Source organism: Paraliobacillus ryukyuensis (assembly GCF_003315295.1).
Classification (GTDB): domain Bacteria; phylum Bacillota; class Bacilli; order Bacillales; family Amphibacillaceae; genus Paraliobacillus; species Paraliobacillus ryukyuensis.
Genome location: NZ_QNRI01000006.1, coordinates 1 through 15,700, shown reverse-complemented (window position 1 = coordinate 15,700; position 15,700 = coordinate 1). Strand labels below are relative to the sequence as shown.

10 protein-coding genes are annotated in these 15,700 nt (G+C 35.8%); 1 reads left to right on the top strand and 9 read right to left on the bottom strand.

The genetic code is table 11. The annotated features are described in order from the left end of the window. A complete protein-coding gene (gene uvrB, locus DES48_RS09715) occupies positions 1–1,980 on the bottom strand; it encodes an excinuclease ABC subunit UvrB (protein ID WP_079710831.1) in 1,980 nt (659 codons plus the stop codon). Positions 1,981–2,184: 204 nt separating this feature from the next. Continuing rightward, positions 2,185–3,774, bottom strand: coding sequence for a peptide chain release factor 3 (locus DES48_RS09710; protein WP_113868832.1), 1,590 nt, complete (start codon positions 3,772–3,774; stop codon positions 2,185–2,187). A gap of 480 nt (positions 3,775–4,254) precedes the next feature. Between DES48_RS09710 and DES48_RS09705 the strand changes: the two genes are divergently transcribed. Beyond that, positions 4,255–7,470 carry a DEAD/DEAH box helicase gene (locus tag DES48_RS09705; protein WP_113868830.1) on the top strand — a complete coding sequence of 1,072 codons (3,216 nt, stop codon included), beginning with the start codon at positions 4,255–4,257 and terminating at the stop codon, positions 7,468–7,470. A 134-nt stretch (positions 7,471–7,604) separates the two neighbouring features. Here DES48_RS09705 and DES48_RS09700 read toward each other — a convergent pair whose 3' ends face one another. From DES48_RS09700 to ftsE, 7 genes are all read right to left on the bottom strand, one after another. Then, a complete protein-coding gene (locus DES48_RS09700; protein ID WP_113868828.1) occupies positions 7,605–8,483 on the bottom strand; it encodes a diacylglycerol/lipid kinase family protein in 879 nt (292 codons plus the stop codon). Between the two features lie 168 nt (positions 8,484–8,651). Further along, positions 8,652–9,311, bottom strand: coding sequence for a GTP pyrophosphokinase (locus tag DES48_RS09695; protein WP_079710827.1), 660 nt, complete (start codon positions 9,309–9,311; stop codon positions 8,652–8,654). Between the two features lie 109 nt (positions 9,312–9,420). Beyond that, the gene (locus tag DES48_RS09690; protein ID WP_147232400.1) at positions 9,421–10,641 is read right to left on the bottom strand and encodes a PDZ domain-containing protein; all 1,221 of its coding nucleotides are present in this window, start codon (positions 10,639–10,641) and stop codon (positions 9,421–9,423) included. A gap of 109 nt (positions 10,642–10,750) precedes the next feature. Then, positions 10,751–12,226: a S41 family peptidase gene (locus tag DES48_RS09685; RefSeq protein ID WP_113868824.1), complete on the bottom strand. Its 1,476-nt coding sequence runs from the start codon at positions 12,224–12,226 to the stop codon at positions 10,751–10,753. A 143-nt stretch (positions 12,227–12,369) separates the two neighbouring features. Further along, positions 12,370–13,761, bottom strand: coding sequence for a murein hydrolase activator EnvC family protein (locus DES48_RS09680; RefSeq protein WP_245911366.1), 1,392 nt, complete (start codon positions 13,759–13,761; stop codon positions 12,370–12,372). A 60-nt stretch (positions 13,762–13,821) separates the two neighbouring features. Then, positions 13,822–14,715, bottom strand: coding sequence for a permease-like cell division protein FtsX (ftsX, locus tag DES48_RS09675; protein ID WP_113868822.1), 894 nt, complete (start codon positions 14,713–14,715; stop codon positions 13,822–13,824). Next, entirely contained in the window at positions 14,705–15,391 is a 687-nt protein-coding gene (gene ftsE / locus DES48_RS09670) for a cell division ATP-binding protein FtsE (RefSeq protein ID WP_079710823.1), read from the bottom strand. The genes ftsX and ftsE overlap by 11 nt, the downstream gene beginning before the upstream one ends. Between the last annotated feature and the right edge of the window lie 309 nt (positions 15,392–15,700).

Genomic DNA, 15,700 nt, shown 5'->3' with positions numbered 1-15,700 from the left:
TCATCCTTCCGCTTTTAGTTCTAATACTAAATCGCGTAGCTCAGCAGCTTTTTCGAAGTTCAAGTCTCTTGCTGCTTGCTTCATTTCTTGTTCCATTTGGTCAATCATTTTCTCTTTTTCTTTCTTCGTCATCTTACTTAATTTCGGTGCTTCTTCATACGATTCAGATTCTTCTGCTGCCATTGTAGCTTTAATGACATCCCGTACATCTTTTTTAATCGTAGTTGGCGTGATATTGTATTTCTCATTGTATGCTTGTTGTTTTTCGCGACGTCGTTCAGTTTCCTCGATTGCTCGTTGCATGGAATCAGTCATTCGGTCTGCATACATAATGACTTGACCATGTTCATTACGAGCTGCACGCCCCATCGTTTGAATCAGTGATCGTTCTGAACGTAGAAACCCTTCTTTATCGGCATCTAGAATTGCTACAAGTGATACTTCTGGAATATCTAATCCCTCTCTTAAAAGGTTAATTCCTACTAATACATCATACTTACCGACACGCAAGTCTCGAATCACTTCTATCCGCTCTAGCGTTTTTATTTCCGAATGTAAATAAGCTACTTTTATCCCAATTTCCTTTAAATAATCGGTTAGATCTTCAGACATTTTTTTCGTTAATGTCGTGATCAATACCCGTTCATTTTGCTTCGTTCGTTTATTTATTTCCCCAATTAAGTCATCAATTTGCCCATCAATTGGACGGACCTCTACCGGTGGATCCAACAAACCTGTTGGTCGAATAATTTGTTCTGTCATTTTTGGTGTATGTTCTAGTTCATATGGTCCTGGAGTAGCAGATACGAAAACAAACTGATTTGCTTTTTCCTCAAATTCAGTAAAGGTAAGTGGTCGGTTATCTAGTGCAGAAGGCAGACGAAAACCATGATCGACTAATACCTGCTTACGCGCTTTATCTCCATTAAACATTCCTCGAACTTGCGGCAATGTTACGTGGGACTCATCAATTACGATCATAAAATCATCTGGAAAATAATCAATTAACGTATATGGGGTAGAACCCGCTTCTCGTAAGGTTAAATGTCTGGAATAGTTTTCAATCCCCGAACAGAACCCCATTTCCGCCATCATCTCTAAGTCATAGCGGGTGCGCTGTTCGATACGTTGTGCTTCTAATAATTTATTATTCTCTTTAAAATAAGCTAACTGTTCTTCTAATTCTTTTTCAATATTCTTCATCGCTATTTTTAATTTTTCTTCTCCTGTTACAAAGTGAGAAGCAGGGAAAATAGCAATATGTTCACGATCACCAATAATTTCTCCTGTTAAAGCGTCCACTTCACGAATGCGGTCAATTTCATCGCCAAAAAATTCAACGCGTACACAGTGCTCTTCTCGTGATGCAGGAATAATTTCAACTGAATCCCCACGGACACGGAACGTACCACGTTGGAAATCAATATCATTACGGGCATATTGAATATCTACTAAATTTCGTAAGAGTTCATCCCGATCTTTTTCCATACCTACACGTAATGAAAGTACTTGATTGCGATATTCTTCTGGTGAACCTAAACCATAAATACAAGACACACTGGACACAATCAGGACGTCACTTCGTTCAAATAAAGCCGATGTTGCCGAGTGTCGCAATTTATCTATTTCATCATTAATACTCGCATCTTTTTCGATAAAGGTATCGGTGGACGGTACATAAGCTTCTGGCTGATAATAATCATAATAACTAACAAAATACTCAACTGCATTATTAGGAAAAAATTCTTTGAATTCGCTATATAATTGGCCTGCTAATGTTTTGTTATGGGCTATTACTAATGTTGGTTTGTTCACTTCGGTAATCACATTAGACATAGTAAATGTCTTCCCTGTTCCAGTAGCACCTAATAGTGTTTGGGCACGTTTTCCCGAGTTGATCCCGCTAACCAGCTCTTTAATTGCTTGAGGTTGATCCCCTTGAGGGCTATAGTTCGACTTTAATTCAAATTGTTCAGCCATATCGATCCTCCGTTCTTCTATCACCTTTCTATACTACCACATTATACTATAAATCAAACAAAAAGCGAACAAATATTCTTATCATTTGGAATTTGGTAAACTAAGATTTTTGACTAACAATCCCTATACCTACACGTACTATTGTATTATCTTAGTGTGCGAAAAAGCTTGAGAGTCGTTACTCTCAAGCTTTCTTATCTATTATTATTGATAGGACTGATCATATTGATTGACCTCAAATAGATCAATTAATTTCATATCCTTATGTTTATCTTGGAACCAACGAAGTGCAAAATCATTTTTAAATAGTACTAAAAATGCGCCTTCTCGGTCTTTTACTAGCAGATTTCTTTCATCAAATAATGTGGTATCAACTTTTTCTTCATCTAGCCATCTTGGAATCCGTTCACCGATAGACTCTAAGACTATTTCTACATTATACTCATTTCTCATTCGATGTTCAAATACTTGGTACTGTAATTCACCTACAGCGCCAATAATGTAACTTTCCATTGGGTAAGCCGTAAATAATTGAATGGCACCTTCTTGAACGAGTTGTTCTAAGCCTTTCTTAAATTGCTTTGATTTCATTACATTTTTAGCCGTCACTCGTTTAAATAGCTCAGGAGGAAACTGTGGTAATTCATCATAGGCGAATTTTTCTTTGCCTTCAATTAATGTATCACCAATTCGATAGGCATTCGGATCATAAATACCTATGATGTCCCCTGGATAGGCTTCTTCTACTGTATCACGAGAAGATGCAACGAATTGTTGCGTTTGTGACAACTTAATGGTTTTACCAGTCCGCGCTAAATGCACACTCATACCACGTTCAAATTTTCCTGAACACACGCGTAAAAAGGCCACACGATCACGGTGGGAGGGGTTCATATTGGCTTGTATTTTAAAGATAAATCCTGAAAATTCTTCTTTCTCTGGTTGAACTAAGCCTTCGGTTGTTTTTCTTGGATTTGGATTTGGCGCCATATCAATAAAGGTGTCAAAGAACGTTTGTACACCAAATGGTGCGAGTGCACTACCAAAGAATACTGGCGTTTGATCTCCACGCAATACAGATTCTAATGAAAAATTATCTCCAGCTTCGTCTAACAATTCCAATTCCTCTTCGGTCTCTTGAAAAGTTGCATTTTGTACTAAATCTTGATGTTCAGCCTGTTGTAATTCATCATATGGAATATACGATTCTGCTTCATTGCCATTAAATTTGACAAACTGTTTTTGATGACGATCAAAGATTCCTAAAAAACGTTTCCCCATGCCAACTGGCCAATTCATTGGATATGTTTCAATATCTAGTACCTCTTCAATTTGTTCTAGAAGCGCTAAAGGTTCACGACCTTCTCGATCCATCTTATTGATAAAGGTAAAAATCGGTATACCACGCATTTTACAAACTTTAAACAGTTTAATCGTTTGAGCTTCAATTCCTTTGGTTGCATCGATAATCATCACCACACTATCGACTGCCGTTAATGTGCGATAGGTATCCTCACTAAAATCCTCATGCCCTGGTGTATCCAAAATATTCACTTTATAATCTTTATACGGAAAATTCATCACACTAGAAGTAACAGAAATTCCACGTTGTTTCTCTATTTCCATCCAATCTGATGTGGCAAATTTGCCAGATTTTTTTCCTTTAACCGTCCCTGCTGAACGAATTAAATTCCCTTGTAGTAACAGCTTTTCCGTTAAGGTTGTTTTCCCTGCATCGGGGTGCGAAATAATCGCAAATGTTTTACGTTTTTGTACTTCTTCTGCAATATGCATTCTCTCAATCCCTCTCTCATTAGTACGTGTCCAAAAAATAAGGCAAAAATCCAGAAAAGTTCTACATGTTTTGCTTGCTTTTTTTGAACGTCTCATTAAATTATGTCACGCTTCTAAATTGGGGTAAGGGGACTGTTTACATCGGTATATTGCTCCTTCAATTTAAATTTTTCATCCATTACTTTCTATCATCTAACACAGAAAATAAATTTATAAAATTTAATGAATACTGTTATTCTATATTTTTATGCAAACGTATCTAATTTGTTATATCACGATAGTAAAAATAGCATGACTCCAAAGCTAAAGTCAACTACTTATCTTAAGTAGTTGACCAAAACTCAAAAACGCAAGTGGAATAATAGCGTATAAACAGTTCATTTTTATCTAAAAAATCAATCATTGTACTCGTTTTGTTTTTCAAATCTTTTGATATAATAAAAGGATACACAATTTTAATCATTAAGGCGAGGAAATAATATGCGAAGCTTTTATTTAGATAAACAAGATATTATCAACATTACCGGTCAACGTTTTTTTAAAAGAGGCTATGAGTATTTTAAAAAGAACAAAGTGGTCGGGTTAACATATAATCAAAACATTAATACGTGGACTGCTGAGGTTCGGGGAGCCTATAACTACACCGTTCGAATTTTTTTCTTTGAAGATGATGAACTAGAAGCAAAGTGTGACTGTCCAGCATATCATACGCACTTCACTTGTAAACACATTGCCGCAGTCTTATTAGCAATTAGTCGCCATGGCAACAATAAACGCTCTACAATTGACGTACAACCCATTGATCAGCGGATGGAGGAGGGCAAGGCGTCTAGTGATCCATTTACATTAAGATTACTAGATGCATTTAATCAAGCAAACCGCGCTCATGCGTTAGAACGTGAATTAATGCAGGTCGAGTACACGGTTCAGCATAAAAAACAATGGCAACAAAAGCTAGATTCATTAGAAGTTGAGCTGCGTATTGGTACTTCCAAAGCTTATATTGTGAAAGATATTCGCGCATTTCTTACGTATGTTAAAAATGAACAACCTTATGCCGTAACGGGGACGCTCACGTATGATCCAAAAACACATTATTTTGATGCCGCAGACATTAAGATTATCGAACAATTAAATAGCTGTCTTCAGAATGAACGATTATTTGAATCAGCGTATCAAATGGCTGAGAAGCGCAGCCTTGTACTAACACCTAATCTTGCACATGCTCTATTAGACCAAATAAGTATTCGTAAGCATCAATTCATTTCAGCAACGAATCAAACCTATGGGGCTTTTACGATTAAACATGCCATACCCGAATTAACATTTGAAGTCGATCAGACAGGGAAAAATGGTTTTTCAATTAATATGGCTTCTTTATTTCAATATACTTATCTTGAGCAATATGGACTTTTACAAGAGAGAAGTACATTTTACAAGCTCTCTGAGAAACAAAGACAGATTATTGATCAAATTCATGCCGTATTACCCTATCGTAAACAGCCTGTCTATCGGATTGCCCATGAACATATGGAACCTTTTATCGCTAATGTGGTACCGCAATTAAGTGAAATCGGTGAGATCAATTATACCAGGCAAACAGCAGATTTGGTAAAAGAACTAGCACTTGAACCTTATGTCTATTTAGACGAAGCAGATGATGTGCTAATCGCAAACGTTGTTTTTCAATATGGGGAATATAAACTCTATCCTTATGAAAGTTATGACCAACAACAGGTTGTGATTAAACGAGATGCGGAAAAAGAGCAATTCATTTTAAACTTCTTAGAACATGCCGGATTCTATTATTTAAATGGAAGATTTCAACTATTTAATAATGAAAGTATTTATCAATTTTTACATGAAAAAGTAGCTGACTTACGCCAGTATGCGACAATTTATTTCACCGAAGCTAGTCGTTCCCTATTAGGAGACTCCAAACCAAATCTTACACCCAATATTGGGTTAAATAGACGTTTTGGGATGCTTGACGTTAGCTTTGATGTGGAAGGTATCTCAACGAAGGATATTGCACATTTGTTAGAAGCAGTCGTTGAAAAGAAACGATTTGTACGTTTACCTGATGGCCCATTAGTATCGTTAGAAAATGATTCTTTTCATTCTTTTCAATCCTTTGTAGAACAACTGCAGTTATCCAAACAAGATGTACTTAATGGGCAAGTTCAAGTTTCTGCAGCTAACAGCTTTCAATTAGAGGATTTATTCCCTGCTGATACCGCTAACTATCAAGAGACCTTTACCCAGTTGCTTACTGCATTGAAACAACCAGAAAACTTGAATTTCACCTTACCAACTACGTTACAGGCTGATTTGCGAGATTACCAATTGGTGGGCTTTCAATGGTTCAAAACACTTTCTCACTATCAATTAGGTGGTATCTTAGCAGATGATATGGGACTTGGAAAAACGGTTCAAACGATTAGTTATCTATTGAGTGAAAAAGAAGCACAAACGAATGATTATCGTGCACTAGTCGTTGCTCCAGCCTCGCTTGTATATAATTGGAAGAAAGAAATAGATAAATTTGCACCAACCCTTTCTTCTAAAATAATCATCGGTTCAAAGCAACAGCGTCAAAAATTAATCGAAGAACAAGATCAAACGGATATTTATATTACTTCTTATCCCCTAATTCGAAAAGATAATGACTTATATCATAACTTTTTCTTTGATGCCTTGATTTTAGATGAAGCACAAGCAATTAAAAACCATTTGACGTTAACAGCTAAATCGGTACAAGCAGTAAAAGCAACACATCGGTTTGCTTTAAGTGGAACTCCAATCGAAAATAACTTAGATGAACTATGGTCAATTTTTGAATCGCTCATACCTGGTTTTTTAGGAACGAAAAAGCATTTTAGTCAATTGGAGCCGGCGTATATTTCGACGATTACACGACCATTTATTTTACGAAGACTAAAACAAGATGTATTGAGTGAACTACCAGAAAAAATTGAAACAGAACAATATGCTGAACTGACGAAATTACAGAAACAAATTTATTTAACCTATGTCGAGAAGATGCAATTGCAGATTTCGGAAACAATTGCCACAAAAGGTTTTGAAAAAGGCAAGTTAGAAATTCTAGCAGGGTTAACTCGTTTACGGCAAATTTGTTGCCACCCAAGTCTGTTCTTGGAAAACTATCATGGAAAATCGGGTAAAATGGAATACTTATTGGAGTTAGTTGCTGATTTAAGAGCATCTGGAAAAAGACTGTTGATTTTCTCACAGTTTTCTACCATGCTAAAGTTGATAGGAGATGCCTTTGAACAACAGGGGTATCAATTCTATTACCTAGACGGGCAAACACCTTCCGAACAACGAGTGGAAATGGCGGAAGCATTCAATAATGACGAGAAAGAAATCTTCTTAATTTCACTCAAAGCTGGGGGTACAGGATTAAATTTAACAGGAGCCGACACGGTTATTCTATTTGATCTGTGGTGGAATCCAGCTATTGAAGCACAAGCGGCTGGACGGGCACACCGTATCGGACAAAAAAATGTCGTACAAGTCATTCGGTTAATTACTGAAGGAACGATAGAAGAGAAAATTTTTCAACTTCAACAGAAAAAAAGAGCTTTAGTCGACCAAATTATTCAACCCGGCGAAAGTCTGTTATCTAATCTTTCGGAAACAGAATTGCGAGATTTACTACAGTTTGATCGATAAAGCAAATGAGCATTAAAATTTTATTTAAATTAAAAAGCGAACATTACTGAAATATTGTTCGCTTTTTTTGATACCTTTATTAAATTTTCTTTTTTTACTAACCATTGTTGTTGAATCATAGGTCTACGCTCTAACTATCCGATGACCATTTCGATATGTTTTGGTAAAACACTTATTGTTGATGGTGTTACACTACCTCTTTCTCCATCACAATCAATTGCTTGTTTTGGCGTTGCATCTATTCGTATTTCACTTGCTTGTAATGCAATAATTCCTTCTGGATATCCGTCCTCTATACCAACTCTAGATTGTAGCATTGACCAAAAAGCTTGCAAAGAAGCCTCTTTTATAATTAATACATCTAACAAGCCATCTTCAATATTTGCTTCTGGAAAAAACGCTCGAATCCCACCAGTATAACTTCCATTGCCCACAATTACCATTACAGCGTCATCTGTAATTTCGTAATCCGGTGTAGATAAATCGATATGAAACGAACGACGTTTTCCTAAGGTTTGGATGGTGCGTAAATAATAAGCTAATCGCCCCATATTCTGTTTAGAATTGTTATCTACCGTTTCTGAAACTTGTGTGATTAATCCAATGCCCCAAAAATTCAAGAAATAATGATCATTACTTTGCCCAACATCAATCCATTTTGTTTTTTTATTGGTAATTTGCTGGGCAGCTTTTAACGGTTGTTGCAGCATCCCGATCTCTCTTGAAAAATCATTACTTGTTCCACCTGGAATAATTGCAAAAGCAGGACGCGCAGGAAGTGGAGCTAATGCATTAATCACTTCATGTATTGTACCATCCCCTCCTGCTGCAACTATTAAGTCAACTTGATTAGCAACTTGCTTAACATAAGTAGCTCCATCTCCAGCGTCAGTCGTTTGATAGATGGTAACTTCTGAAAAAGTATCCTCCAAAATACGTTCTACTTGATCCTTTATATTATTAAGTTTTCCGTTTCCAGCTAAAGGATTTAATATGACAGCTACACGTTCCATATTCATACCTCTTCCATATTCATATTCTTATAATAAATTCCCCGCTCAAGAAAAGATAAACCATTTACATATTTCCCGGGAAATTTAAGATTTAATCACAGTTTAACTTTAGATAGCTAGCATCGCTACGTACCTGTTAAAGCTAATACATAGAAATAAGCCAAGACCTTAGTCTTGGCTTATTTCTTCTAATACTGCTCTTCTTTTATGTTTTATTTGATCTACTTCATAATGTATATGTTCCATTTTATCATCTAGTGCTTTTACCGTATCAGCAGCCTGCTTTAACTCATGCAATAGTTCTTGTGGAATTGCTTGTTCAAATTTATAAAAAATCTTATGCTCTAAACTTGCCCACGTGTCCATTGCAATCGTGCGAATTTGTATTTCAACAGGAACGCGTTCAGTATGATCAGCTAAAAAAACAGGAACTTCAACAATTAAATGAAAACTACGATAACCGTTTGGTTTTGGCTCATGAATATAATCTTTTACTTTTAGCACTTGAATATCATCTTGCTGACATAACATGTCATGCACTTTATAAATGTCAGCAACAAATGAACAAGTCACTCGAACACCTGCAATATCTAACACGTACCTCTTGGCGTTTTCGACCGTAAGTGCTAATCCCTTTCGCTTGAGTTTACTCATTATGCTAGTTGGCTCTTTTAACCTTGATTTGATATGTTCCATCGGATTATGGTTGTGCATAAACTCAAATTCTTCACTTAAAATACTTAACTTCGTATTAATTTCATCTAATGCAAATTTGTAGACTAACAAATGGTTTTTCCATTCATGAAACTGCTTTTCAAGAGCATTCATTATTTTCACCTTTCTTATGTAGCTTAATCATCTTAATGACAGTATAGCACTTGCTACTAAAAAAAGTGTGTATATTTCATGGTGTTACATTACATTTTTATTGCAAATGTTATTCAGATTTTACTTTCTCTCCGTAAAAAGCATATTGATTACAAAAAAGTACACCCAATTCATGATGTTCCCCTTGATACATCGCACGTTGTACAAATCGTATTTCTCCACGTTCATCCAAGACATCTAACTTGCAATATGTGCGGTTTGCTTGTAACGCTTCGTAAAATTCTTGCTCCGAATTGACAGGACGTGCATTCACTTTCATAATTTTTTCACCAGCTAGTAATCCTATTTCTTGTGCCGGGGTTCCAGGAATCACACCTAACACCATCATTCCTTCTGCTTGAGGTGTGAAGTAAGGATTCTTTTGTCGATCGTTCATACGAAATCGAAAAGAAAGCGTTTCGCGACCTACAAGTGCGATAACAACACTAATCAACGTAAGAATTGGCAAGTAATACCCAGTTATCGCTACCCCCATCACTACAAACCCCAGTATCAGTAAAGATTGTGCATAGCCTTGTAATGCTTTATAAGGAATCATTCCACGTACATAGTGTTCAAAACCAATGACGATTGGGAAACAGATTAAACCAAATTCGTCATTACCTAAAGGAATTATCGGCCACCAATCCATAAAACTTGTAAGATCACCTAGCGGAAGAAGTGTTACTACCGGAATAAGACTGGCTTTTTTAATTCTATGCTGCCCGATAACTTTTCCCCGCGAACCTTGCATACGTTCAGGATAAGATGCATCATTGTGCATACGAGAAATGAAGTACGCTTCATATAATAGAAAAATCCCCATTGCAGTAGTGAAAATCACCCACTGTAAATTTGTCAATTCCATGCTTATGTTGAAAGGAAGATAGTCTTCATAGTACGGTGCAAGTAACAATAATAAATAGGCAAGACCGAATGTATATGCTGGAGAAAGTCTCATAAACGATCGAGTTATGGAAAGCAAGATAGTCAATAACGCTAGTACTCCTACCATACTATAGGAAAAAGTAACCCCTAATCCAAAAGCTATAATTGAAAGGATGAAACCAAATAAAAGGGCAGACCCCCATGTGAAACGGATTTCATCAAATACATCATATATTTTTGACCCAAACATTTTTCTTTCTTTTTTGATTCGAGCAATGGAAGCTAAGAACACGATAAAAAAGAACCAGTAGAAAAGTGGATTAAAAAAGAACCTACCAATCCCTTTTACTATTTCTGTTATCCACACTTCCATTTCTTCCACTCTCCCCATTAATGATGTCATACATAGATTTCTACTTTGTTTTTATTCGATATATATAGCGTATTTCCTGCTTATTTGAAAAAAATAGTGGAATGAGATTATTAAAAAATAACTCTCCTCACGTCTGTTACTAATCAACTAATGATTCTAATGCAGCTTGTTTTTGCAGATCGTCTTTTCCTTTTTGAATTTTTTCGATCACTTTTGTTTGAATTAACTCAGCCGTTTCTTTGTTTAATTCTCCATTAGCCTTTAGATCATTATCAGATTGGAATTGTTTAATTGCTGTCTGCGTCTCTTTACTAAAATAACCATCTTCTCTTGCTGGTTCATAACCCAAACCTTCTAACATCACTTGGGCATTTCCAATGTTATCATTACTGTCGTTATAGGTGAATGACTTTTCTACTTGAATTGGATTTGCATAAAAATAAGCTGGTTGCTCTACTTCAATCGTTGGTTTAACTCCTTTTTCATGAATCCAATTTCCTTTTGGTGATAACCATTTGTATAGAGTCAATTTAATCGTACTGCCATCCCCCATCGGAATAGTCTGTTGAACAGTACCTTTTCCGTAACTTGTTACACCTACTACTTCTGCATTTGCAGCTTCTTTTAATGAAACTGCTAAAATCTCTGAAGCTGAAGCACTTCCTTCATTAACAAGTACGGTTATCGGATAATCTTTTCCTTGTTCGAGATTAGATACATAACGTTCTTTCTTCCCATCCCCGTTTTCAATTTGCATGTAGGGTTGATCTTTTGTTACAAAATTTTTCAGAATATCTTGAACGGAAGTTAATAACCCACCTGGGTTTCCTCGAACATCAATCACAAGTCCTTCAATTCCTTGTTTTTCTAAGGAAGTTAACTCTTCTTTAAAGCGATCTGCGGTCCCTTCTGAGAAAGAAGTGATTTCAATAATACCTTCCTTTTTCCCATCCACTTCAGTTGTTTCACTGTAAACTGTCTCTAAAGGGATATCATCACGTACTAAGTCAACTGTTAAGTGATCTGATACGCCTGGCCGTTCAATTTCTAACGTTACTGTGGTCCCTTCTTCACCACGAATTTTAGATACAGCTTCATATAGATCTAAACCTTCTACACTTTCATCATTAACTTTTAAGATTTGATCATTCGGTTTTAAACCGGCTTCTTCTGCTGGTGAATCTTTAATCGGTGCAATGATGGTTACTTTTCCTTCTACCATACTTACCTCAGCACCAATTCCTTCAAAAGACGACTCGATTTGTTGATTGAATTCTTCCACTGTTTCAGCATCCATATAAACACTATAAGGATCTTCTAATGTTTCTAGCATGCCTTGCACAGCGCCTTCTATCAATGTATCCTTGTCCATTTCTTTTAAATAATTGTCCTGAATCACATTATACGCTTGCATCACCTTTGATAAAGTTGCTGAGTCACCAGCATCACTTATAATGGCTTGTTGTTCATCTTCAGGTAAATCTGCAAAATTAGTTGAACGCTCATTTTCTTCACTAGATACTGTTGGCTGAACTGCTTGCATCACAACATAAGTACTCCCAGCTCCGATCAGTAGTGCAACAACTAACATGATTGCGAGATAACTTTTTCTCATTTGCACGTATTCCACCTCAATCAAATTTCTAATTTCGTCTTCACATATTGTACCATATGTATGCTAGAAAAAGGCACCACAATATATTTGTGATGCCTTTTCTATAGTATGCGTTTTGTATTCAAACCATGCTTACAAATTATTTACATAGAAAAATAGCTTAATGGATTTACACTGTTTGATTTATTAATATTCCATTTCCCTTTATGCAACTCGAAGTGTAAATGTGGGCCAAATGATCTTCCTGTATTGCCAATATAACCTATAATCTGACCTTGTTTAACAACTTGCAAAGTACCAACTTTAGGTGTGTATTTCATATGTGCATATACTGTTTGATAGATTTGGCCATCTATATTATGAGTAATAAACACCGTGTTTCCATAACTTGAAGATTTGTACGAACGAGCTACTACCCCATCTGCTGCTGCATAAATCGGTACATCGCCACCAGCTCGAGCGGTTGCGTGGCCTATATCAATTCCGTAATGTGTGCCACCACGTGTACCATAACGATCAGTAATATACCCTCCACTAACCGGTTTACTAAATCCAGTGCTTGATAAGGTTGGGGATTGATTACTAGTTTCATTACTGCTAGAACTTTCATTGTTATTATTTTTTTTCTTTTCCTTAGCTAGCTGTTCTAAGCGTTGCTTGTCCTGGTTTACAAGTTGCATTGACTTCTCAATAGCTGCTGCTTGGGCATTAAGTGTCTCTTGTTCTTCAGCCAAATTCATCTTGTATTCTTCTAGTTGGCCATGTTGTTCTTCCAATTCTGCCATTAATATCTCTTTTTTATCCGCTTGATTATCTAATTGCACTTGAAGTGAATCAAGTTCATCTTTTTGTGCAACTAAAGATGCTTTAGTATCCTCTAATAATGCTTTATCTGCTTCTAACTGACTTTGTTTTTCCTCTACTGCAACTTTTTTAGTTTTTAATTCTTCTTTATCATCTTGATGTGCTACCATGATGTTCTTGTCTTGGTCCATAATTTTATTAACTACTGTTGCTCGGTTAACAAAATCACCAAAGTTTTGCGCTCCCATCAGTACAGCAAGGTAGTTGATATCTCCACCATTTTGTTGAATAGCGCGCAGACGATTTTTTAACAGTTTTTCACGCTCTGCAATTTTTTTCTCTAATTCTTTAATATCTTCTTTAAGCTGTTTAATTTCGTCTTCGGTCTGTTTAATTTCGTCTTCTGTCTCACTAATTTGGTTACTAGTAGTTGTAATTTCGTTTTCTTTCGCTGCCACTTTTGCTCTTGTGTCTTCTAACTGGGCATTAATAGAATCAATATCATCCGCAGTTTCTGCTTGTTTTTCTTCATTTTTTTCTATTTTTTCACTTGTTTCTTTTTTCTCTGATGACACTTCCCCAGCTTCGTTTTCTACATCGTTCTTATCTTCTTTCAAATCATTTAGTCGATCTTCTAATTCTGATAGACTCTCTGCCGCTACACTCATGCTTGGTAGAAGAACTCCCAACACTACTAGTAAAATACCAAAATACGCAAACCTTTTAATCATATCTAGTATCCTCCCCCTATGAAGCTAATTTGCTATTAATGTAGTATGTGAAAATTTATATTATACTTTTAAGAACTTGCGAACACTCATGACACTTCCCCAAATTCCGATAGCTGCACCGATCACTAGAACGATTAGGGCCAACTGCCAAGCAAATGGATTAAATGGTAATAACTCAATGAAATTAAACTGATTTAGAGCTGTTGTACTATTAGATAAGTAATAGTAACCAGTTAATAGAACGACAATTGGTAAGATACTTCCTAACACGCCTAGCAATAGTCCCTCTACAAAGAATGGCCAGCGAATAAACCAGTTCGTTGCTCCGACCAACTTCATGACTCCAATTTCTTTACTACGTGCCATAATAGTAATTTTGATTGTGTTAGAGATTAAGAATATAGCCGTAAATACCAATGCTAAGATTAATACAAGGCCAATATTTCTAGCATAATCATTGAAACGAAATAGATTTTGAACAACATCTTGTCCATAATTTACTTTTTCCACATGATCTAATGCTTCAATCTCTGAAGCAACCGCCATCGCATCTTGTGGATCAGTCGTTTTAATAATATAGGCATGATTTAGTGGATTATCTTGTTCATACAAGCCCCAAGCATCGCCTTCATCCCCCATGCTGCTAATTAAACTTTCTAATTCTTTCTCTTTGGATGAGAATTCCACACTAGAAACTTCAGGAATTTCTTGGATAGCTTCTCCAAGTGCTTCTACCTCATCATCAGAAGCTGTTAACTCTACCAGTGCTTTAATCTCGACATCTTTTTCTAAATTTCCAGCCACATTATTTAAATTCAGCATTAATGCTAGAAAAGCACCTACTAGAATAAGCGTGGTTGTAACAGCACCAATAGAAGCAATCGTCATCCAGCTATTCCGCCATATATTTTTTGAGCCTTCTCGAAAATGTCGCTTGAATGTTCTAAATTTCATAGCCATACTCCCCCCGTTGTTCATCGCGTACAATAATACCATCTTCAACTGCAATTACGCGCTTTTTGATCGTGTTGACAATTTCTTTACTATGGGTAGCCATAAGAATTGTAGTACCATTTGCGTTAATTTCTTCTAATACCTTCATAATTTCCCAAGATGTGTCAGGGTCCAAGTTACCAGTAGGTTCGTCTGCAATTACTAATTTGGGATGGTTTGCAATCGCCCTAGCAATTGATACACGTTGTTGTTCGCCACCAGATAATTCATCTGGAATAAAACGAGCTTTATTTTTCAAACCTACTTGATCAAGCACTTCCATAACTCGTTTCCTAATATTTTTAGGGGATTCTTCGAGTACTTCTAATGCAAATGCTACATTTTCATAAACCGTTAATTTGGGAAGTAATTTAAAGTCTTGGTAAACAACACCAATGTCTCTTCTTAGATAGGGAATATGTTTTCTTTTGAGGTTTACTATATCGTAATCGTTCACAGTGATTGTTCCTTTAGAAGGGGCCACTTCACGAAAGATTAATTTAATAAAAGTAGATTTCCCAGCACCACTAGGTCCAACTACATAGACAAATTCTCCTTGATTGATGGTTACATCAATCCCATTTAGAGCGGTAACGCCATTCTTATATGTCTTATATACGCCTTGCATTTCTATCATCATTTATCACCTTTACATAGAGTTAGTATGTTTATTTAAGTTAGTTTTCTTTCTTTCGATATAATCAGACATCAAAAGAAGTCTTTTTTATTATAACATCTAAATACAATTTTTTTAGACATTTTTTTATTACAATTATATTTCAAACAGTGTTAATTTTTTCTTGTTTCATTCATTAATTTAGGCGGATTAATTTCATAGTTAACTACAAAAAAAAAAAAAAAAAAAAAAAAAAAAAAAAAACCCATTAAAAAAAAAAAAAAAAAAAAAAAAAAAAACAAAAAAAAATTTTTTTATTTTTTTTTTTTT